At 72.3% G+C, this 20,628-nt stretch carries 12 protein-coding genes and 1 pseudogene; 8 read left to right on the forward strand and 5 right to left on the reverse strand.

Annotated features, from left to right (window positions below; all coding sequences use genetic code 11):
- Positions 1–159: 159 nt before the first annotated feature.
- A complete protein-coding gene (locus tag ElP_RS33785; RefSeq protein WP_145277862.1) occupies positions 160–1,239 on the forward strand; it encodes a hypothetical protein in 1,080 nt (359 codons plus the stop codon).
- Positions 1,240–1,488: 249 nt separating this feature from the next.
- Here the strand turns inward: ElP_RS33785 and ElP_RS33790 are convergent, their stop codons facing one another.
- The 4 genes from ElP_RS33790 to ElP_RS33805 form a co-directional block, all read right to left on the reverse strand.
- On the reverse strand, positions 1,489–1,908 hold the full coding sequence (locus ElP_RS33790; protein WP_145277864.1) for a response regulator: 420 nt from the start codon (positions 1,906–1,908) through the stop codon (positions 1,489–1,491).
- Positions 1,909–1,925: 17 nt separating this feature from the next.
- Positions 1,926–4,271: a PAS domain S-box protein gene (locus ElP_RS33795; RefSeq protein WP_197446580.1), complete on the reverse strand. Its 2,346-nt coding sequence runs from the start codon at positions 4,269–4,271 to the stop codon at positions 1,926–1,928.
- A gap of 271 nt (positions 4,272–4,542) precedes the next feature.
- Positions 4,543–6,003 (reverse strand): GntP family permease, encoded by a 1,461-nt coding sequence (locus tag ElP_RS33800; protein WP_145277868.1) that lies wholly within the window; start codon positions 6,001–6,003, stop codon positions 4,543–4,545.
- 183 nt (positions 6,004–6,186) lie between these two features.
- A complete protein-coding gene (locus ElP_RS33805) occupies positions 6,187–7,896 on the reverse strand; it encodes a GntP family permease (protein ID WP_145277870.1) in 1,710 nt (569 codons plus the stop codon).
- A 337-nt stretch (positions 7,897–8,233) separates the two neighbouring features.
- Between ElP_RS33805 and ElP_RS33810 the strand changes: the two genes are divergently transcribed.
- The 3 genes from ElP_RS33810 (at position 8,234) to ElP_RS41485 (ending at position 10,749) form a co-directional block, all read left to right on the forward strand.
- Positions 8,234–8,791: a DUF6702 family protein gene (locus ElP_RS33810; RefSeq protein WP_197446581.1), complete on the forward strand. Its 558-nt coding sequence runs from the start codon at positions 8,234–8,236 to the stop codon at positions 8,789–8,791.
- 177 nt (positions 8,792–8,968) lie between these two features.
- Positions 8,969–10,330: an alpha/beta hydrolase gene (locus tag ElP_RS40860; RefSeq protein WP_197446582.1), complete on the forward strand. Its 1,362-nt coding sequence runs from the start codon at positions 8,969–8,971 to the stop codon at positions 10,328–10,330.
- A gap of 101 nt (positions 10,331–10,431) precedes the next feature.
- The gene (locus ElP_RS41485) at positions 10,432–10,749 is read left to right on the forward strand and encodes a VOC family protein (protein WP_390836118.1); all 318 of its coding nucleotides are present in this window, start codon (positions 10,432–10,434) and stop codon (positions 10,747–10,749) included.
- 906 nt (positions 10,750–11,655) lie between these two features.
- Here the strand turns inward: ElP_RS41485 and ElP_RS41490 are convergent.
- Positions 11,656–12,360, reverse strand: a pseudogene (locus ElP_RS41490) (ArnT family glycosyltransferase); the annotation flags it as partial.
- A gap of 277 nt (positions 12,361–12,637) precedes the next feature.
- Here ElP_RS41490 and ElP_RS33830 point away from each other — a divergent pair.
- From ElP_RS33830 to ElP_RS33845, 4 genes are all read left to right on the forward strand, one after another.
- Positions 12,638–13,573, forward strand: coding sequence for a sulfotransferase domain-containing protein (locus ElP_RS33830; RefSeq protein WP_145277880.1), 936 nt, complete (start codon positions 12,638–12,640; stop codon positions 13,571–13,573).
- A gap of 1,012 nt (positions 13,574–14,585) precedes the next feature.
- The gene (locus tag ElP_RS33835) at positions 14,586–15,071 is read left to right on the forward strand and encodes a hypothetical protein (RefSeq protein WP_145277882.1); all 486 of its coding nucleotides are present in this window, start codon (positions 14,586–14,588) and stop codon (positions 15,069–15,071) included.
- Between the two features lie 273 nt (positions 15,072–15,344).
- A complete protein-coding gene (locus ElP_RS33840; protein WP_145277884.1) occupies positions 15,345–19,130 on the forward strand; it encodes a DEAD/DEAH box helicase in 3,786 nt (1,261 codons plus the stop codon).
- Positions 19,131–19,265: 135 nt separating this feature from the next.
- Positions 19,266–20,447 carry a glycosyltransferase gene (locus tag ElP_RS33845; RefSeq protein WP_145277885.1) on the forward strand — a complete coding sequence of 394 codons (1,182 nt, stop codon included), beginning with the start codon at positions 19,266–19,268 and terminating at the stop codon, positions 20,445–20,447.
- Positions 20,448–20,628: the final 181 nt, after the last annotated feature.

Here is a 20,628-nt window from a genome sequence, read left to right on the forward strand (position 1 = left end):
CCCGGGATCGATGTCGCGGGGGCCGGGGCGAGATCGATGATTTGGTTGAGATTCACGAATGAGGCGGCCTTTGTGGGACGTCTCCCCGGCCCGTCGCCGGGGGGACCGCCACCTTCCCCATCGCCTCCCCCTTATCCGCGATCACGCGGAGCGTGGACCATGGCGCACTTCCAGCTCGTCGACAACCCGTTCCACCTGAAGCGGAAATGGCTCTTCTCCAAGGGTGCCCGGCTCTTCGTCAAGGGCGACTCGGGGGAGGAGCGGATCGCGATCCACCTGGGCAACCGGATCGTCCTGGAGCAGAAAGGGGCGATCGGGCCGGGCAATGCCATGCCCCGGATCGTGCCGTCCGTCCCATCGGTCGTCGACGTGGTGGAGACGAAGGTCCACGCCTCGCTCCAGTCGCAGACGATCACGCTCAAGGGGGCCGGCGCCGGCAGGGCCGTGCTCCGGGGGGTCGACGAGGCGGGGCGCCTCGTCCCGGGCCTGGAGCTGGTGGTCGTGGTGGGGGACTTCGTGAACCACCCGGGCCTGACGATCGACCTGCTGGCCGACCTCTGCCGGGGGACCGACCCGGTCAAGAGCCACGCCGTCCACCGGATGCTCCACGACAACCCCGAGAACATCTTCAACGAGAACTGGCAGCCGATCATCGACAAGTGGGGGGAGCGGGCCTGCGGCACGGTCGCCGACGACGGCGCCTCGGCGCTCTGGGGGGGGAACGCGACGGACCACGTCTTCCGGGGCTATCACATCGCGTTCCGGCCCGGGTTCAAGGTCACCAGCCGGGACCAGGTGAAGTTCAGCAAGGCGCAGGTCGCCCGGGGGAGGACGTCGATCAAGTCGTGGCTGACCCGGAAGAAGACCCCCGTCGTGGTCGGGGTCCTGTACGGGCCGACCAGCTCGGGGTCGGGCGCGGCCGCCTCGGTTCGGGGGCCGATCGAGACGAATCGGTTCGGCCAGCTCGAGCGGACGGGCCGCTTCGGCCACTCGGTCCTGATCGTCGGCTGCAACGAGGCGGCTGACCAGTTCCTCTACGTCGACCCCTGGTACAATGGGTCGAAGCTCCAGTACAAGGGCGGCTTCACCCACAACGAGTTCCCCGTCAGCCAGTCCATCGGGCTCTTCAAGCTGGTCGACGACTCCAACCGGGGGCCGGTCCTCCGCCAGGCCCCCGAGGCGGAGGGGACCTTCCGCTTGGCCGACGGGAACATCCTGGAGATCACCTCCGGCCCGTGACCGCCCCGCGCCCGACCCCGGTGCCGGCCGCCCCGGCCATCGACCGGCGCCCTCTCCCCTGCCCGACTCCAACCCTCGGCGGGGAGGGCCCTCTTCGTTCCAGGATGGCGGCCGATCGCCCCCGAGTGGGGGCCGAGGTCGAGCGGAGGCCTGCACGCCCCCGATCGGGAGGTGCGGCCCAATCGGGCGCGGCGGGGTCGTGCAGGATTCGGGAGTTATCCAGCACGAATTCGGGGAGGGGGCTCGGACTCAATCCGAGGTGGCCGGGAGTCTCCAACCCTGCCAAAATGGCGAGACACGGTCGAAGTCGACGTGCTTGATGAGGTGGTGGTTAACCCCCGATTCCTTCGAGCGACGACGGTCCTGCTCCTGACCGTAGCCCGAGCTGGCGATGATGGTCGCGTCCCGGCAGCATCCCTCTCCCCTTAGCCGAGTGGCGAGTTCATCGCCTTCCATCTCGTGAAAGTTATGGTCCAGGAGGATGGCTTCGGGCCGGAAGCCTTCAGCTACCTCGATGGCCTCCTGTCCGGTGAAGGCGACCCTCACGTCGTATCCCTGGCCCCGGAGCAGGATCCGAATCATCCGGGCAGTGTCCTGGTGGTCATCGGCCACCAGGACCCGCGTCCCCGAACGTCGCCGCTCGCCATCTTGAGGCTTCGGACCGTCCATGTCCTCCCTCCCGCGTGTCAGGGCTGTCCCCCAGTCCGCTCGACGAGACTGGCGACGACGGCGACCAGCTCCGCCGGGTCTACGGGCTTCGCCACGTGCGTCTGGAACCCGGCGAGCAACGCCCTCCTCCTGTCCTCGGAGCGGGCGAAGGCGGTGAGGGCCACGGCCGGGAGCGTCTTGGCCGCGACGCGGCTCCGGACCTGACGGATCAAGTCGTAGCCGTCCTGGTCGGGCATGCCCACGTCGCTCACGAGGATATCCGGCCGGAGGGCCTTGACGAGCCCCACGGCCTCGGCCGCCGTCTCGGCGACGGCTACCTCCGCCCCGCATTCTGTCAGGACCCGACGGACGAGCTGCCGGGCGTCTGGATCGTCGTCCACCACAAGCACCCGGATGCCTGCGAGTGGTCTCTCGGAGCAGTCGTATTCGCCGGGCTGCTCCTCCTTCGGCCGGGCCTTCTCCGGCCGGGCCTCGTGCACGACGGTGATGGGCAAGCTTATGATAAAGGTTGAGCCCTGGCCCTCGCCGGGGCTCTTGGCCCGCACCGTGCCGCCGTGCAGCTCGGCGAGCTGCTTGACGATGGCCAGGCCGAGCCCCAGCCCGCCGTGGCGGCGAGTCGTCGAGGAGTCGGCCTGGCTGAACCGCTCGAAGATGTGCGGCAGGAACTCGGGCCGGATGCCGATGCCGGAGTCGATGACGGAAAATTCGACGTGCGAGTTGACCCGCTCCAGGAGCACCTGGACGCGGCCCCCCTTGGGGGTGAACTTCACGGCGTTCGTGAGCAGATTCCAGATGATTTGCTGGAGCCGGGCCGGGTCGCCCGAGACGGGGCCAGCCAGCGGGTCGAGCACCTTCGTGATGCGGACGCCCTTGCCCTCGGCGGCCGGGGTCACGGCGGTCATCGCGGCCTCGATGACCTCGGCCACGTTGACCCGCTGGACGTCGAGCCGCATGGTGCCCGAGATGATGCGGGAGATGTCGAGCAGGTCCTCGATGATCTGGACCTGAATCTTGGCGTTGCGGTCGATGACCGCGAGGCCCTCCTTCAGGTCTTCGGGGTCCGGCGGGCCGGAGCTCAGGATTCGGGACCAACCGAGGATCGCATTCAGCGGTGTCCTCAACTCGTGCGAGAGGGTGGCGAGGAACTCGTCTTTGAGGCGATTGGCCGCCTCGGCGTCGGCCTTGGCCTTCTGGGTGGCCCCCAGGAGCTGCTCGCGTTCCTCGCGGGCCCGTTTCTCGGCGGTGATGTCCCGGCCGATTTTCGAGGCCCCGATGATCTCGCCCTCGGCGTTGCGAATCGGCGAGACGGTGAGCGAGACGTCGATGACGGTCCCGTCCTTCCGCCGCCGCCTCGTCTGGTAGTGGTCCACCGTCTCGCCGCGGCGGATCTTCTCCAGGATCCGCGGCATGTCCTCGACCAGCTCGGGCGGCATGAGCATCGAGACGTGGCGGCCGATGACCTCCGCGGCGGTGTAGCCGAGGACCCGCTCGGCCCCCTTGTTCCAGCTCGTGATGACGCCGTCCAGGTCCTTCGAGGCGATGATGTCGTCGGACGACTCGACGATGGCCGCCAGCCGCTCGTTCAGCTCCTGAGCCTTCCTCTGGTCGGTGATGTCTCGGCCGACCTTCGAGGCCCCGATGATCTCGCCCTCGGCGTTGCGAATCGGCGAGACGGTGAGCGAGACGTCGATGACGGTCCCGTCCTTCCGCCGCCGCCTCGTCTGGTAGTGGTCCACCGTCTCGCCGCGGCGAATGCGGCCGAGGATCCGCTGCGTGTCCTCGATGACCTCGGGCGGCATGAGCATCGAGACGGGCTTGCCGATGACCTCGGCGGCGGTATAGCCGAGGATGCGTTCGGCCCCCCTGTTCCAGCTCGTGATGACGCCGTCCAGGTCCTTCGAGGCGATGATGTCGTCGGACGACTCGACGATGGCCACCAGTTGCTCGTTCAGCAGGTCCGCCCGCCGCTTCTCTGTGATGTCGCGGAAGACGAGGATGACGCCGGCGACCCGGCCGTGCTCGTCCTTGATGGGGGCCGCACTGTCGTCGACCGGGCACTCTCTCCGGTCGCGGCCGATGAGCACGGTGTGGTTGGCGAGGCCGACGGTCTGGCCGGTCGCGAGGACCTGCTCGACGGGGCTTTCGACCGGCGTCCGGGTCAGCTCGTTGACGATGGGGAAGATCTCGGCCAGCTCCTTGCCGTGGGCCTCGGCGTCGGGCCAGCCCGTGAGGGCTTCGGCGACGGGGTTCAGGAAGAGGACCTGCCCCCGGTGGTCCGTGGCGATGACGGCATCGCCGATGCTGGAGAGGGCCGTTGCGAACCACCGCTCGTCGAAGGACAGGCTTCCGCTTGATTTAATCATAGGGCTTCTGTGTCCATCCGCCTCCCTCGCGACGGCGGGGCTTCTGCCGGGCGGTGGCATGGCCCGTCGGTGCCGTCCTTAGAGTCGTTATTGCGCCCTGCGAATATAGCAAACTCCTCGCGTCTTCGCCGCCCAATACGGCTGGTCGAGGGGCGGTCGTTCATCGCTGTGGGACTGGCCAACATCTCGAAATTCGCCACGATATACTTATTGATATTTGACATCTATTTATTAAGTTTGTATAAAAAGGGTCCTGGGTGGCGACCCGGCCTCAGGCCATCGGCAGGAGCCAGGCGCCGAGCATCGTCACGGCGAGGCCGGCCACGCCCATGATGGCGGTCATGGGGGTGACGGTCTTCAGGCCCTCGGCCTCGGTGAGGCCGGACATCTGGCAGATGACCCAGAAGCCGCTGTCGGCCATCCAGGCGACGGGCTTGGAGCCGCAGCCGATCGCCATCGCCAGGTAGACCGGGTGGCAGCCGAGGGCGCCGGACTCGGCCAGGGGGGCGAGCACGCCGACGGCGGTGATCATCGCCACGGTGGCCGAGCCCTGCGCCGTGCGGACCAGGGCCGAGACGAGGAAGGCCAGCGGCAGGACGGCCATCGCCGAGCCCCCCCCGGCGAGCCGCTCGATCGTCTCGGCCACGCCCCCCTGGCGGATGGCGGCGCCGAAGGCGCCCCCGGCGGAGGTGATGAGGATGATCACCCCGCCCCCGGCCAGGGCCGATCGGACGGCCTCGGCCAGCGAGGATCGCCCCATGCCGGGGCGGGCGGCGAGCGTGGCCAGGGCCACGGCGGCGGCCAGGGAGAGGGCGACGTTCTTGTCCCCCAGGGTCCGGAAGGCCGGGGAGAGGGTTGAGGCCCAGGAGGGGACCGGGGCCCCCTCGCCGAGACGATCGAGGTGGGTGGTGAGGGCGGCGTCGGCGGCGATCAGCAGAAAGGGGAGGACGATCGGGGCCAGGGAGAGCCAGAGGGGGGGGAGTTCCGAGTCGGGGCGGCGGATGACGGATTCGAGATCCTTGATCGAGAGGTCGGCCGACTCCCGAAGGGGGATGTCCATGCGTCGGTTCAGCCACCGGGCGAAGGCGTAGCCGGTCAGCGAGGCCGCCGAGCCGACGACGATCCCGGCCAGGCCCATCGTCAGCAGGTCGACCCCGAGTTCCCCGGCCACCAGCAGCGGGCCCGGCGTGGGGGGCACGAGCGAGTGCGCCATGGTGGCCCCGGCGACGATGGAGAGGACGTAGAGCAGGTAGTCCTTGCCGGTCCTCATCCACATGGCCTTGCCCAGGGGCATGATCAAATAGAAGACCGTGTCGAAGAAGACGGGGATGGCCAGCACGAACCCGCTGGCCAGGAAGGCCAGGGCCGCCCTCCCCTGCCCCACCAGCAGGACGGCCGAGCGGACGATCCGGTCGGCGGCGCCGCTGTCGAGCAGGCACTTGCCAACGATAGCGGCCATCGCGATCAGGATGCCGATGCCCGTGGCGGTGGAGCCGAACCCCTCGGCCACGCGGTCGGCCGGGGACGAGGAGGCGAACGACTCGGCCTGTTCGGCGGTCCAGTCCCCGGCGCCGAGCTTGGCCTCGGCCTGGGCCCGGAGGGTGGATTGCGGCGTCAACGCCGCCACGGTGAAGGCGGCCAACAGCAGCGCGAGGAAGGCGTGCAGGCGGAGCCAGAGGATCCCCAGCAGCACGATGCCGACGGCCAGCAGGAGCGTCGAGACGGGATGCATGGGGGGCTCCGGGGGGAAACCGGGGGGATCTCACGCAGAGGCGCGGAGGCGCGGAGAAGAGAGGGGGAGGAGGGAAGCGGGAGACGGTTCGGTCATTGTTGATCCATGTCCCTGCCCCGGTTCGTCCTCCGCGCTCCTCCTCGTCGTCTCTGCGCCTCCGCGTGAGATCCCCGCTCCGCTCGATCAGCCCAGCGAGGTGAGCGGCAGGGCCAGGGCCAGGAGCAGGCTGACGACTAGTCCGACGGTGCCGAGGACCAGCAGCAGCGGGGTCCAGCTCTTGAGGGCCTCGGCCTCGGTCAGGCCGCTCATCTTGGCGAAGACCCAGAAGCCGCTGTCGTTCATCCAGGAGCCGATCAGCGAGCCGCTGCCGATGGCGGTGGCGAGGTACGCCATGTTGTAGCCGAGGGCCGAGGAGCCCCCGGGGGGCAGCAGCGCGGCCATGATGCCGGTGGCGGTGATCATCGCCACGGTGCTCGACCCCTGCGCCACCTTCAACACGGCCGAGACGCCGAAGCCGACGAGCATGAGGACCAGGCCCGTCGAGGCACCCCCCCCCGAGCCGTCGTCGCCGAAGGCCCCCTGGATCACGTCGCCGATGCCGGCCTCGCGGAGCATGGCGCCGAAGGCCCCGCCGGCGGAGGTGATGAGGATGATCACCCCGGCGCTCATCAGGGCGTGCTCGACCAGCTTCGCCAGGTCTTCGAGGCCGGTGCCGCGCTGGCGGACGACCAGCATCAGGGAGACCGCGGCGGCCAGCAGCAGGGCGAAGTTGGTGTCGCCGACGATCGAGGCGAAGTCGGAGGCCCGGCGCCGGGCGGTCTCCCAGTCGTGGCGTTCCAGGGCCGACTCGGGGACGAGGCCCTCCAGGACCAGGCGGTTGAGGTGCTCGACCTGGGCCTCGCTCTTGCGCGAGAGGTCCCCCTCGGCCAGGGCGGCCCCGGGGCCTCGGGGTGCGAGGACCCGGGCGTTGAGCAGCTCGGCGACCGCCTCGGGATCGGACTCGGCCAGCCTCAGCTCGGGGACCAGCGGCGCGAGGCGGGAGGCGGGGGAGCCCTCGGGGGCGTCGGCGTCCAGGGCGGCGGCGATCGCGGCGGGGTCCCGGACCTGCGAGGCGGTGACGAGGGCGGCCCGCTCGGCGTCGGCGTAGGTGGAGAGGGCGGTGTTGATCGAGATCAGCAGGACCGGCAGCAGGACCGGCAGGGCGGAGAGGCCCAGCGGGGGCAGGGCGTCGTCGGGGGGTGGGGTGGGCTCCTCCATGCCCGAGATCGGCCGCATGGGGGTGGGCATCCTCCGGTCGGCCCAGCCGCAGAAGGCCAGCCCGGCGATCGCCGCCGGCAGGGCCACGGCGGTGCCGACGAGGATCATCATCCCCTTGTCGATCCCCAGCAGGTCGGCCATCAGCAGCGGCCCCGGCGTGGGGGGGACCAGCGTGTGGGTGATCGCCCCGCCGCAGCCGATCGCCAGGACGTACTTCAAGTAATGCGTCCCCGTCCGTCGGTAGAGGGAGCGGCCCAGGGGCACCAGCAGGTAGAAGACGGTGTCGAAGAAGACGGGGATGGCCAGCACGAACCCGCTGCCCATCAGGGCGGTCGAGGCCCGCTTCTCCCCCAGGACCCGGAGGAAGGCGCGGACGATCCGGTCGGCGGCGCCGCTCTCCATCAGGCAGGCGCCGATGACCGCCGCCAGGGCGATGACGATGCCGATGCCGCCGGCCGTCTTGCCGAACTCCTCGGCCACCCGGGCGATCTTCGAGGCGACCGGCCCGGGGGACATCAGGCTGACGAGCATCGCCGAGGTGATCAGGGCGATGAACGCATTGAGGCGCAAGACCAGGATCATCCCGATGACCGTGGCGATGCCCACGGCCAGGATGATCAGCGGGTGGATCTCCATCGGCGTGCTTGCCTCCGACGGGCCCTCGCTCGCGGCGCCTGCGGTGCGCGCCGAGCCTCGCTCGGGCCTCCGTTCGATTCGACTGGATTGCCCCGGATCGGTTCGCTTCGGTCGACGGCCCGGACGGATGGAGACGGGCGCCGATCCCCCCCGGCCCGACCCGGCCGGGGGGCGGCGGATCGGGACCGACACTATCACGCCGGTCGGCCGGTCGCAAACACCCAGCGGCCCCGGCCCCGGGCCGGCCTTGGCGGTCGGCGGGGGGGCCTCGTAGAGTGGGAGTGCCGGGGCGGACCATCGGGGAATGGATCGGATCGGAGTGAGGGCACGACCAATCATGAGCCGACGTCAATTCATCGGGGCGCTTGCGGTTTCGGGGGCGTTTGCGGCCCTCGCGGGAGCCGGCCCGGGATCCGGGGCGTCCGCCGCGCACCCGTTCCACGTCACGATCGCCGAGGCGGATTACGACGCCGAGTCCGGCATGCTGGAGGTCGCGCTGCGGATCTACAATCCCGGCGACCTGGAGGAGGCCCTCGGCCGGCGGCTGGGGGAGCGGGTCGACCTGGAGCGGACCGAGGACGTCGACGAGGCGATCCTGGCCTATTTGGAGGATTCGCTCGTCGTCGAGCGGCCCGACGGCGAGCGGGCGGCCCTGGCCTGGGTCGGCAAGGAGGTGACCGTCAAGACCGCCTGGCTGTACCTGGAGATTCCCCTGCCCGACGGCCCCGAGGGGGCGACCTTCACCAATTCCCTGCTCTTCGAGGTCGAGCCCGACCAGGTGAACACGATGGTCTTCGGCCGGGGCAAGGACCGCGCCTCGCTCCGGTTCACCCGGGACGACCCCACGCACACGCTCCGGAGACGGCCGGCGCCGGGGCCCGACGACGGGCGATGAGGCGGGAGCCGGAACCCGCGATCGATCCTGGAGATCCGGAATCGGCAGGCTGGAACCCGGGGGGACCGGGCCGATACGATGGACCGGGCCGGAAGGCCCCGGCGGGCGTCGCCGGGTGCGGAGACGGGCCGGGCGATCGATCGAGGCCGGGGCGGGCGTCGGCAAGGGGGCGAGACGATGGGCAGCGATCGGTGGGCGGTTTCGGGCGAGTCGCGGAGGGGATGGGGCCCGGCCCCCGCCGGGGCGGCGATGCTGGGGATCGCCCTGGCGACGGCGACGGCCGGGGCGGCCTGGGGGACGGCGACCCGCCCCCAGGAGGAGCCCCCGGCCCCGGCCCCGGCCCGGCAGGAGCCGCCCGCGCCGCCCCAGGAGCCCGCCAGGCGCCCCCGGAGCGTCCCGAGGACCGTCCCGGAGAAGGCCGAGGGGGGCGGCCTCCGGCTGCCCCCGGCCGGGGAGACCCCCGAGGACCTGGCCGATCGTCCCGGGGCCGACCCGCTGGCCCCGGCCGGGGGGGGGGCGATGCGGGCCGGGGCCGACGGGGCCCGGCCCGACGTCCCGCCCCCGGCCCGGCCCCCGGCGGCGGCGACCGTCATCCCGGAGTGGCCGTTCCACTATGAGCTTACGCTGGCCGGGGTCGACGGCTCCCCCCTGGCGGCCCGGTATTACCCCTCGGAGCAGGGGGCGACGGCGGCGGTGGTGATGCTGGTCCACGACCTGGGCGCCGGCCGGTCGGCCAAGGACTTCGACGACCCGATCGCCGAGCTGGCGGGCCAGGGCCTCGCCGGGCACCTCCAGGAGCTGGGCTACGCCGTCGTCGCCGTCGACCTCAGGGGCCACGGCCAGAGCCCCTCGCGGGCCAGCCGGGGGGAGGAGGGGGCCAGCCCGAGGATGGTCGGCGACCTCCAGGCGGTCTACCGGTTCCTGCTCGACCGTCACAACCGCCGGGAGCTGAACCTGGCGAAGTTCGGCGTCGTCGGCCTGGGGACCGGGGCCAACCTGGCGGCGATCTGGGCGGCCACCCCCGGGGCCGCCGTCTCGATCGAGGGCCGCACCAGCGACCTCGCCGGGCTGGCGTTGATCTCCCCGAAGCCCGAGGCCGGCGGGCGGCCGATCGGCCCGGTCGTCTCCGGCCTGGCCCCCCGGGTGCCGATGCTGCTGGAGGCCGGGTCCAAGGACGCCGAGTCGGCCGACGCCGTCCGGGAGCTGGAGCCGGTGGTCGCCCGACAGCGGCTCAGCCGGGTCGACTTCATCGAGACGAGGCAGCCGGCCACCAACCTGCTCCGCTTCGCCCCCGACGCCACCAGGCCGCTGTTGAGCTTCCTCGACAACGTGGTGAAGATCCGGGCCGACGAGTGGGAGCCGCGCTACAACCTGGAGCCCGTCCTCTTCGCCAACGTCCGGGTCGTCAACCGGGGCGAGGAGCCCGCGGACGCGGCGCCCGCGGACGCGGCCGGGGAGCCGGTCGAACCCGACCCGGCCCCGGCCCCGGTCGACCGGGACGCCCCGGCCGCAGCCCCGGGCGGAGGCCGGGATTCGTGAGCCGGTCGCAGGGGGAGGCCCGTCCCGTGCCCGAGATCCTCGGCTCGACGTCGGTGCTGGCGGTCAACGACCTGGACGCCTCCCGGCGGTACTACGTCGAGGTGCTCGGCTTCGAGGAGACGAGGGCCGTCGAGGGGTGGTCATTCCTGCGCCGGGGGGCCTGCCGGCTGAGGCTCGGCCACTGCCCCGAGGCCAGGCCGATGTCGGACCCGTCGTGCATCGACCACTCCTGGTTCCTGTACCTCCCGGTCGACGACGCCGAAGGGCTGTTCGAGGAGTACCGGGCCCGGGGGGCGTCGATCTGGCACCCGATCGGCGACAGGCCCTGGGGGATGCGCGAGTTCGCCGTCGTCACGCCCGACGGGCACCGGATCGTCTTCGGGCAGGACCTCGGGCGAGGCGGGCCGGACCCGGCCTGACGTCGAGCCCCGGGGGCCGGGGAGGTCGGGGCGTCGGACGTAGATCGACATCGGGGGAAGTCCGGCGGCGGCGGCGGAGGCCGGCTCGACCCGGAGGAAGCGGTCGGGGGGGAGGGCGTCGGCCGCGGCGTCGAGCGCCCGGTTGAGGCCCGGCGCCGAGGCGAGCAGGCCGGGGGGGAAGGCGTCGGGGGACAGGACGATCAGGGCATCGAACCGGGGGGCGAGGCGGGCGAGTTCCTCGGGGGAGAGGCGGGAGAGGTTGTGCGAGACGTCGCAGTCGGCGGGGTCGTCGCGCAGCTCGTTGACCAGGCCGGTCTTGCAGACGTTCCAGCCGGGGGAGTCTCCCACCTGGCCGATCCGACGGGCGCCGTGCCGGTCGACCAGCTCGTCGATCAGCGCCCCGACCTCCCAGCAGGTCGTCGTACGGGGCTCCCGGAGGAGCCGCATCCCGGAGATCCCCACGCCGAGCAGCAGCGAGGCCACGACCAGGCCCCCCAGGGCCCGGGGGGCCGGCGCGATCCCCCGGACCAGCCACCCCGAGGCGCAGACCGCCAGCGCCGGCCAGGCCGGCAGCAGGAACCGGGGGTCGAAGTGGGGTGTGAACAGCAAGACGGCCCCCCCGCCAGCTAGGCCGAGCAGGGTGATCCGGGAAAGCTCCGAGGCGGCCGGAGGCGAAGGCCCGGGCCGCCCCGACCCCTCCCCGTCCGGTCCTCCCCGCCTGGCCCGTACGGCCGCCGCCGCCGCGACCACCACCGCCATGCCCGCCAGCACGGCCCAGCCGGCCAGGTCTCCCGCGAGCAGGGATAGCCGGTGGTCGATGGGGGTCGAGTCCGCCCTCCCCTCGGCGAGGAGATTGTACCGCGCGGCCCGGGCCGAGAACCGCACGGCGTCCCCGGCGTTCTCGGCGTACCAGGGGCCCGCGATCGCCAGGCAAGGCGCCAGGATCCAGGCCCAGGCCCGGGCCTTGGCCGACCGGGGGAAGTCGCGCCGGGCGAGCGCCACCGCGAAGTACAGCCCCGGCGCGGGCAGCAGCAGGGCGACGGTCATCTTGGTCATCGCCGCCGCCCCCAGGGCGGCCCCCAGCAGCAGCGCCCGCCCCCGGGTCGGCCGATCCAGGACGAGGGCGGCCCCGGCGAAGGCCAGCAGGACCCAGAGGGCCATGAACGTCTCGACCATCACCTTCGCCCCGTAGGACAGCGCCAGGGGCGAGGCGGCCAGCACGAGCAGGGCGACCGGGGCGGCCCTCGGCCCGTGCAGGCGCCGGGCGAGGCCCGCGACGGCGAGCATCAGCAGGACGAAGGGGAGGACGGAGGACAGGACGATCACCGTCGTCGGGCGGTGCCGCCCGGCCAGCAGGGCGGCCAACTCGATCCAGGCCACCAGCATCGGCGGCTTCGGCCCCTCCCGGAGCAACTCGGCGAGCGCGGGGGGCCCCAGCTCCCGGGCCAGCCGGGCCAGGCGGAGGCCCCGCTGGAGGTAGTCGGCGTCGTCCCAGGCGAGGTTCCCCCGCCGGGAGGCGACGAATGCGGCCAGGGCCACACCGAGCCCGACGATCAGGGCGGGGGCGAGCAGCCGGGACCCCGGGGGGCCGGAGCGGGTGCCGGATGACATACCTCGCCTCCCCGCCCTCGATGCCGGGCCGGGGTCCGGGCAGGATCCCGAACGTCGGGCGATCCCCGCCGGGACCCTGGCGTCGGCGTTCTAACGGCATCGGCCCCCGACCGCAAGGCCAGTCGAGCCACCCCCGCCCGGGGGCCGACTCCGCCCGAGTGGGGGGGCTCTCGAGGCTCGTCCCCGCCGACCCCGGGCCGATCGCCCTGGACCGATCCGGGGGGATCGGCTAGCGTGCGGCGTCCGGGCTCAATCACCTCGGGGAGGAGGGGCGCTCATGGACGTCATCTGCTGCGGGATGTATCGGGCCTGTTCCACCTGGCAGTACGAGGTGGTGGGGCGCCTGATCGAGTGGCGCCGCAAGGGACAGCGGCTGGGGTACGTGGAGGGGCACGGCTACGACCCCGCCCCGGGCCGTGGCCGCTTCCGCGTCCTGAAGTGCCACGACCGGCACGCGAATTTTGCCCGGGCCGTGGCCGAGGGGGACGCGCTGGCCGTCTACTCGTACCGCGACCTGCGGGACGTGGTCGACTCGATGCGGCACAAGCAGGCTCGGACGTTCGAGGCCCTGATGGCCGAGGGCCTGGTCCACCGGATCCTCCAGAATGACCGCTTCTGGATGGGCCGCCCCGGGGTGCTGGTGCAGCGCTACGAGGACCTGGTGCTCGACCCGGCGGGGGGGGTCCGAGAGCTGGCCCGGTTCCTCGGCATTGTGATCTCGGGGGACGAGGCCGAGGAGGTCGCCGAGTCGTACTCGCCGGAGGCCAACCGGCGTCGGATCGAGGAGGGCCGCCGGGAGCTGCTCGACCGGGGGGAAGACCCGGACGACCCCTCCCGGGCGATGCGGCACGACCCGGAGACGCTCCTGCACGGCAACCACCTGAGGACCGGGAAGGTCGGCGGCTGGCGGGAGGCGCTGGGGCCGGAGCACCTGGCGACGCTGGAGCGGATCGGCGGCGACTGGCTCGTCCGCCGGGGCTATGAGCCGGACCGGTCCTGGGCCCCGGCCGTGTCGCCGAGGAGGCTCGTGCCGGGCCTGGTCCGCTCCCGATGGCACGCCTGGGTCTACTTCACCGCGAGGAGGCACCCGAGGGTCGCCTCCGCCCTGAAGCGGGCGCTGGGCCTCGACCGGCTCGGCCGGAGGACGGCCCCGGGTGCCCCCATACGCCCCCGGACTCGGGGCGGCGAGGTGGAGGCCGAGGGCAGGAGATAGGGGGGAGGAGGCGGGCCGGATCCGGGCAAGCGGCCCGTCCGCGACCCGACCCGGCGAGTGGTCGCAGGTGGTCCTCCCGAGGCGGCCACCCGGTGAGTGGCCTCGCGCCGCGGGTCCGACGACCGGCGGAAAAATCGGCCGGGGGGCAAACACGGGGCGGGCGCATGTCGTAGGATGTGGGAGGGGGGACCGCCCGAGGAGGCCGGGAGATGTGGCAAGAAGGCATCGGTTTCGCAGGACGGCGAGCACCGGGGACTTGACCTTTTCGGCGCGGCGTGCCAGAGTAAGTTCGAGGGTGGCGATTCCCTCCCTCACCGAATGTGCGAGCGGGCGGACGATCGGGCTGGCTGCCGACGATCGAGAGATCGATCGGGCGACCGCGATGGTCGGACGCATCGAGACAGCCGACTTGAGGATCACGATCTGACCGACGCCTCCCCCGGGTTTCGGGCCCCGGCTCCTGCCGGAAGACGCCCGATCCATTGGGGGGCCGCATCGATCCCGCCTCGCCGGGCGAACGACCGCACCGGCGGCATGGAACTGGGGTTGCCAGGCGGCCCGAGATGGACACAATCCCCCGTCGGGAATCCCGGGCCGCCCGGCGCGATCGCCGGGAGGCGTCCCGGGCCCTGCTCTGGTGGGTTGTCGTCGTCGCCTGCGGCCTGGCCGCGGTCGACGGCCCTCTCGGCCCGCAACATCTCTCCCTGGGCCTCGGCCTGATCGCGTCGGCAGCCGTGCCGGTCGCATGGATCGGCCGGTGGCGGATCCGATCGGACGGCGACGGCCTGCATCGCCTCACCCCACTGGGCCGGGATCACCGTGGCCCTGGTCGGCGTTCGAGTCGGGCCTCGTCCGGCACGGGCCGGGCGCGTTCAGCTTCCATTGGCCCGGTCGTCGGGGAGGACCCCGGTCCCCCCGATTCGGCCGGATGGACGTCTCGGAACGCGAATTGCTCTACGAACTCATTCGAAGTCGGTGGACTCTCCCCCCCGCCCCCGAAGTGCCGGGTCGGATGGCGTTCGGCACCTCCAGCGGGGCCGTCATGCCGATCGGGCCGTACGGGCAACCTTGCCCGGATCGGGCCCGGGTCGCCCCTGGGTCCTGCCGGCTGGGTCCTGACGGCGTCTCGATCGGGGTCATCACCTCGCCGATGGCCCGGCTCCGAGCGGCTCCCCCGATCCCCCGGCGAGCCGTGCGGGCCCTGGAGCTGAACCGGGCCGATTTCGGCCCGCCGACCGACCGCGAGGAGGTCTGCCGCCGGCTCGCCGACCTGGCGTTGACGGTCGAATTCGTCCCGGCGGTGGTTCGCCGCGTCTTCCCGGCGATGATCCCGCCCTCGCTGCTGTCCGCGATCCCCCCGGCGATGCGAGATGGTCCCTCGGTCGCCGCCCGACGGGTCCTGATGTTCTGGCTGCTGCTGATCGTGCCGATGGCCCGGCTCCTCCGGCTGTCCGGGGGCCGGCACCGCGACCCCCATCCTCATGGGTCCGGGACTTGAATTGATCCGGGCCGGGCCGGAGGCCGATGTCGGGCCCGGCCGCACGCCGATCGACTCGACTGATCGCCGACGTTTCCCGTTCCCCACCCCCGACCCCGCGAACCGACCGCGACCGACACCCGACGACGCATCGACCCGACCCGGCCGGGCCCTCGGGGCCCCTCCCCGACCGGCCGACGACCAACCGAACCAGAACCAGGCAACCGGCCCCCCAGGCCGGCCGATCCGGCCCCGATCGATCGAGCGAGCGGGCCGGGATGATTTCGAGGACGAATGGACGACGTGACCAAGGACTGGCGCCTCGGCGAGTCGGGCCCCCCCGGGCAGTCGATCGAGGATCGACTCGGGGGGGGCGTCGACGCCTCGACCGGGGCGCGGGCGTTCCGGGGGCCGACCGGCCCGGGGGTCGAGGTCGGGGCGGGCAGCGGCGACGAGCCGTCCCGGTTCGACGCCGACCTCCAGTGGGCCACCGAAGACCGACGCCAGGAGAGCAGCGTGGAACCGAGACGAAAGGCGCCGACGGGGATCGCCCAGAAGGTCGCTCGCGACTTCGCCGAGGGGGTCCGCGCCCGGGGGAGGGCCTACTTCGCCAAGGGGCGGGTCCTCGTGCGCGTCGACGGGCCGGGGGAGATCGCGGCCAAGGTCCGGGGCACGACGAGCTACCGGGTGCGGCTCTGGCTGCGCGGCGACCGCCTGCTCGCCTCCTGCACCTGCCCGTATTTCGGCCCCGAGGGGGCCGGGGCGCCGTGCAAGCACATCTGGGCGACCGTATTGGCGACCGACGCCCGGGGCCTGCTGGAACCGGCCGAGGGCCGCCCGCTTCGCCTGCTGCCCGTCGGCCCCCCCCGCCGCCAGCCCCCGGCCTCGACCCCCGAGGGCGGGGCGTCCAACGGGCACGGGGCGTCCAACGGGCACGGGCCGAGGCCCACCGCCGGGGGGCCCGGGCCCGACCCGACGGCGAGCCGGCCCGGCTACGGCGGCCCCCAGGGGCGGCCGGGGCCGGGCCAGAAGGGCCGCGGCAAGCAGAATCAGGGGCTGCCGACCGGCCCCGGCGGCAAGAACTACCCGCCCCGGCAGGGCGCCCCGTACGCCAAGGGGGGCAAGCCGCTGCCCAAGGGGCCGCTGGCCCAGGGCAAGGAGGCCCCGCCCCCCCCCCCGGGGCTGGGGCCGGGCGTCAACAAGCCGCAGAAGAAGACCAAGCGGCGGCTGTACTACATCATCGACGTGCCCGCCACCCAGGCCCAGGGGAGGCTGGTCATCGACCTCGCCCGCCGTGAGCGCAAGCCCGACGGCACCCGGGGGCCCCTGCGACCCTGGTGGCACACGCCGGCCACGGCGGCCTCGAAGGTCGACTCCGAGGATTTGCAGGTGCTGGAGTTCCTCCAGCAGTCCCGCGACATCGTGGCCACCGTCACCTCCGGCAGCAACACCGGCGGCGGCGGGAGCGGCGGGGCCAACGGCGGCACCCGGGGCCCGGCGCGGATGCCGGGGGCGATCCGCCGGTTCATCCTGGCGCAGGGGAGGCAGGTCGAGATCATCGAGCGCCTCTGCCGGACCGGCCGCTGCCGCCTGCGACGCACCGACGGCGAGGACGATCCCCCGGGCCTGCGATGGGACGACGGCCCCCCCTGGCAGTTCTGGCTGGACGTCCGCCAGGACGCCGCCGGCAAGCGCTGGACCTGGCGAGGCGCCCTGCACCGCAAGCACGGCCGGATGGACCTGGCCGAGCCGCTGGCGATCCTGCCCGGGATGCTCGTGCTGGGCACCGGCCGGGCCGCCCGGTTCGACGACGCCGGGGTGCCGCAGTGGGTCTCCCGCCTCCGCGACGAGAAGGAGATGATCTTCCTCGACGCCGAGAAGCAGGACGCCATGCTCGCCACGATCCTGGAGGAGGCCAAGCTCGGCCCCGGGGATCTGATCGAGGAACTGCCGCTGGAGACCATCAAGTCGGCCCCCCGGCCCCGGCTGATCGCCCGGAGCCCCCGGCGGAACTACGGGGTCGAGGCCGACCGGGTGCTCGGCCAGCTCGAATACGTGTACGAGGGCACCGCCGTCCCGGCGCAGATGACGGGCAACCTGTTCGTCAGCACCGGCCGCAAGGTGGTCATCCACCGCGACGTGCCGGCCGAGCAGGCGGCGGCGATCCGCCTCTTCGAGGTCGGCTTCCGCGAGTCGAAGGACCACCTGGTCGACCCCGGCACGCTCGAATTGCCCGCCAAGCGGCTCGGCGCCGTGGTCCGGGAGCTGGTGGCCGAGGGCTGGCAGGTCGAGGCCGAGGGGGAGGTGATCCAGCCGGTCGGCGAGTTCAAGCTCTCGGTGACCAGCGGCATCGACTGGTTCGAGCTGGACGGGGCGGTCGACTTCGGCGGCCAGTCCGTCTCGCTGCCCGAGGTGATGGCCGCCGCCCGGAGGGGGGAGAGCCGGATCACCCTGGCCGACGGGTCGATCGGCGTCCTGCCCGAGGACTGGATGAAGAAGTACGGGATGCTCGTCGACCTGGGGACCGAGCAGGACGGCACGCTCCGCTTCGGGCTGGCCCAGGCGAGCCTGCTGGACGCCCTGCTCGCCTCCCAGCCGAACGTGAAGGTGGACGAGGGGTTCCGCCGCGCCCGCAAGCAGCTCCACGAGTTCGAGGGGCTCCGCTCGCTGGAGGCCCCCGAGGGCTTCACCGGCACGCTCCGCCCGTACCAGGAGGAGGGGCTCGGCTGGCTCGACTACCTGGAGCGGTTCGGCTTCGGCGGCATCCTGGCCGACGACATGGGCCTGGGCAAGACGATCCAGGTGCTCGCCCTGCTGCAGCACCGCAAGCGGCAGGGGACGGCCGAGGGGCCGGCGCTGGCCGTCGTGCCGAGGTCCCTGGTGTTCAACTGGCTGGAGGAGGCCGCCAAGTTCACCCCGGAGCTGAGGGTGATGGACTACACCGGCCGGGGCCGCCCCCAGATGCGCACGCGGTTCGACGAGCACGACCTGATCGTCACCACCTACGGCACCGTCCGGACCGACGCGGCCGAGCTGTCGAAGATCGAGTTCGACTCGGTGATCCTGGACGAGGCCCAGGCGATCAAGAACGCCTCCAGCCAGGCCGCCAAGGCGTGTCGGCTGCTCCAGGGCCGGCACAAGCTCGCCATGAGCGGCACGCCGATCGAGAACCACCTGGGCGAACTCTGGTCGATCTTCGAGTTCCTCAACCCCGGCATGCTCGGCGGCGCCAACGCCTTCAAGGGGCTGACCTCCGCCTCCGCCGGGCAGGACGAGGGGGCCCGGGCCGGGCTGGCCAAGGCGCTCAAGCCGTTCATCCTGCGGCGGACCAAGGCCCAGGTGGTCAAGGACCTGCCCGAGAAGACCGAGAACACCCTGTACTGCACCATGGAGCCGGCCCAGCGCCGGATCTACGAGGAGCTGAAGGCCCACTACCGGCACGCCCTCCTGAAGAAGGGCTCGACCGACCTGAACCGGTCGAAGATCGAGGTGCTGGAGGCCCTGCTCCGGCTGCGGCAGGCGGCCTGCCACCCGGCCCTGATCAACCCCGAGCTGCACGGCGAGGAGCCCTCGGCCAAGCTCGACATGCTGCTGCCGCAGCTGGCCGAGGTGGTCGACGAGGGGCACAAGGCGCTGGTCTTCTCGCAGTTCACCACCTTCCTCGGCCTGGTGAAGGACGCCCTGGACGAGGAGGGGCTGACCTACGAATACCTCGACGGCCGGACCCGCAACCGCGCCCAGCGCGTCGAGCGGTTCCAGACCGACCCCGACTGCCAGGTCTTCCTCATCAGCCTGAAGGCCGGCGGGCTGGGGCTGAACCTGACGGCGGCCGAATACGTGTACCTGCTCGACCCCTGGTGGAACCCGGCGGTCGAGGCCCAGGCGATCGACCGCTCCCACCGGATCGGCCAGACGAACAACGTGTTCGCCTACCGCCTGATCTGCCGGGACACGGTCGAGCAGAAGATCGTCGACCTGCAGCAGCAGAAGCGCGAGCTGGCCGACGCGATCCTCAACGCCGACAACCGGTCGATCATCAAGACCCTCTCCCGGGACGACCTGGAGTTCCTGCTCTCCTGAGGCCCGCTCGGGCGGCCGGTCACGCGGCCGGCGGCCGGTCGTAGCCTCCGGGGACCCGGGGCATCGGCGGGACGTCGGCCCGGGCCCCCCGACTTCGAATCGAATCGACGCGACGCGAGAAGCCCCGAGCAACCCATGCCTGCTGAACTCGACACCAAGCCGACCGAGCCGACGGAGAGGCTGGCGGAGATCCGGGTGCGCTCCCCCCTGTCGATCGTCATCCCGACCTACAAGGAGGCGGAGAACATCCCGCCCCTGCTGGACCGGCTCGAGCGGCTCCGGGTGGAGCACGAGATCGACCTCGAGGTCCTGCTGATGGACGACGACAGCCGGGACGGCAGCGTCGAGGCGGTCCGGGACTGCGGCTACGACTGGTCGAGGATCGTCGTCAGGACCGCGGACCGGGGGCTCAGCCAGGCGGTGGTCGACGGCCTGGGGCTGGCCCGGCACCCGGTCGTGGTGGTCATGGACGCCGACCTCAGCCACCCTCCCGAGAAGATCCCCGACCTGATCCTCGCCCTGGAGAGCGGCCAGGAATTCGCCATCGGCTCGCGGTACGTCCCCGGCGGCTCGACCGACGACGACTGGGGCTTCTTCCGATGGCTCAACAGCCGGGTCGCCACCCTGCTGGCCCGGCCCCTGACCGACGCGCACGACCCGATGGCCGGCTTCTTCGCCTTCCGGCGGGCCGACCTGGCGCGGGCGAAGTACCTCAACCCTGTCGGCTACAAGATCGGCCTGGAGATCATCGTCAAGTGCGGCCTGGAGAACGTCGGCGAGGTGCCGATCCGCTTCACCGACCGCGTGCGGGGCCAGAGCAAGCTGACGTTCCGGGAGCAGCTGAAGTACCTGAAACACCTCAGGCGGTTGTACATCTACAAGTTCCGCTACCTGAGCAGCTTCGGGCAGTTCGCCGCGGTGGGGCTGCTGGGCCTGGTGGTCAACCTGGCGATCCTCTCGGCGCTGGTCTGGGTCGGCGTCCCCGAGGCGACGGCGGTGGCCGCGGCGATCGCCGTGAGCATGATGTCCAACTTCCTGCTGAACCGGCGGTTCACCTTCGGCTACGCCCGGGGAGGCCGGGTGTCGACGCAATTCCTGGGCTTCGTCGGCGCCTGCTCGATCGGGGCGCTGATCAACTACGCCGTCACGCTCGGGGTGATCTCGGCCCGGCCGTCCTGGCCGGTCCAGGTGGCCGCGGTGATCGGCGTCGGCTTCGGGACGATCTTCAACTACCTGACCAACCAGTTCCTGGTGTTCCGGGACGCGACCCGGCCGCCGGCGGCCTCGGCCGGCGGGCCTCCCCCCCCGCTCACCTGAGCCCCCCGGCCGCCGGGAGGGGGTCGGGCGGGCCCTGGCCGGGCGGGGATCGCCCTGGTATCGTTCCGACTCCGGGCGCGGCGGGCCGCGGGCCGCGTGCCCGGAGTCGGGATGCGACCGGGGTGAGGGTGCCGCCGCCCGGGAGGCCCTCGGGGACGCCGGGCCCCGACCCTCCGGGGCG

This window comes from Tautonia plasticadhaerens (assembly GCF_007752535.1).
In the GTDB taxonomy this organism is placed as follows: Bacteria; Planctomycetota; Planctomycetia; order Isosphaerales; family Isosphaeraceae; genus Tautonia; species Tautonia plasticadhaerens.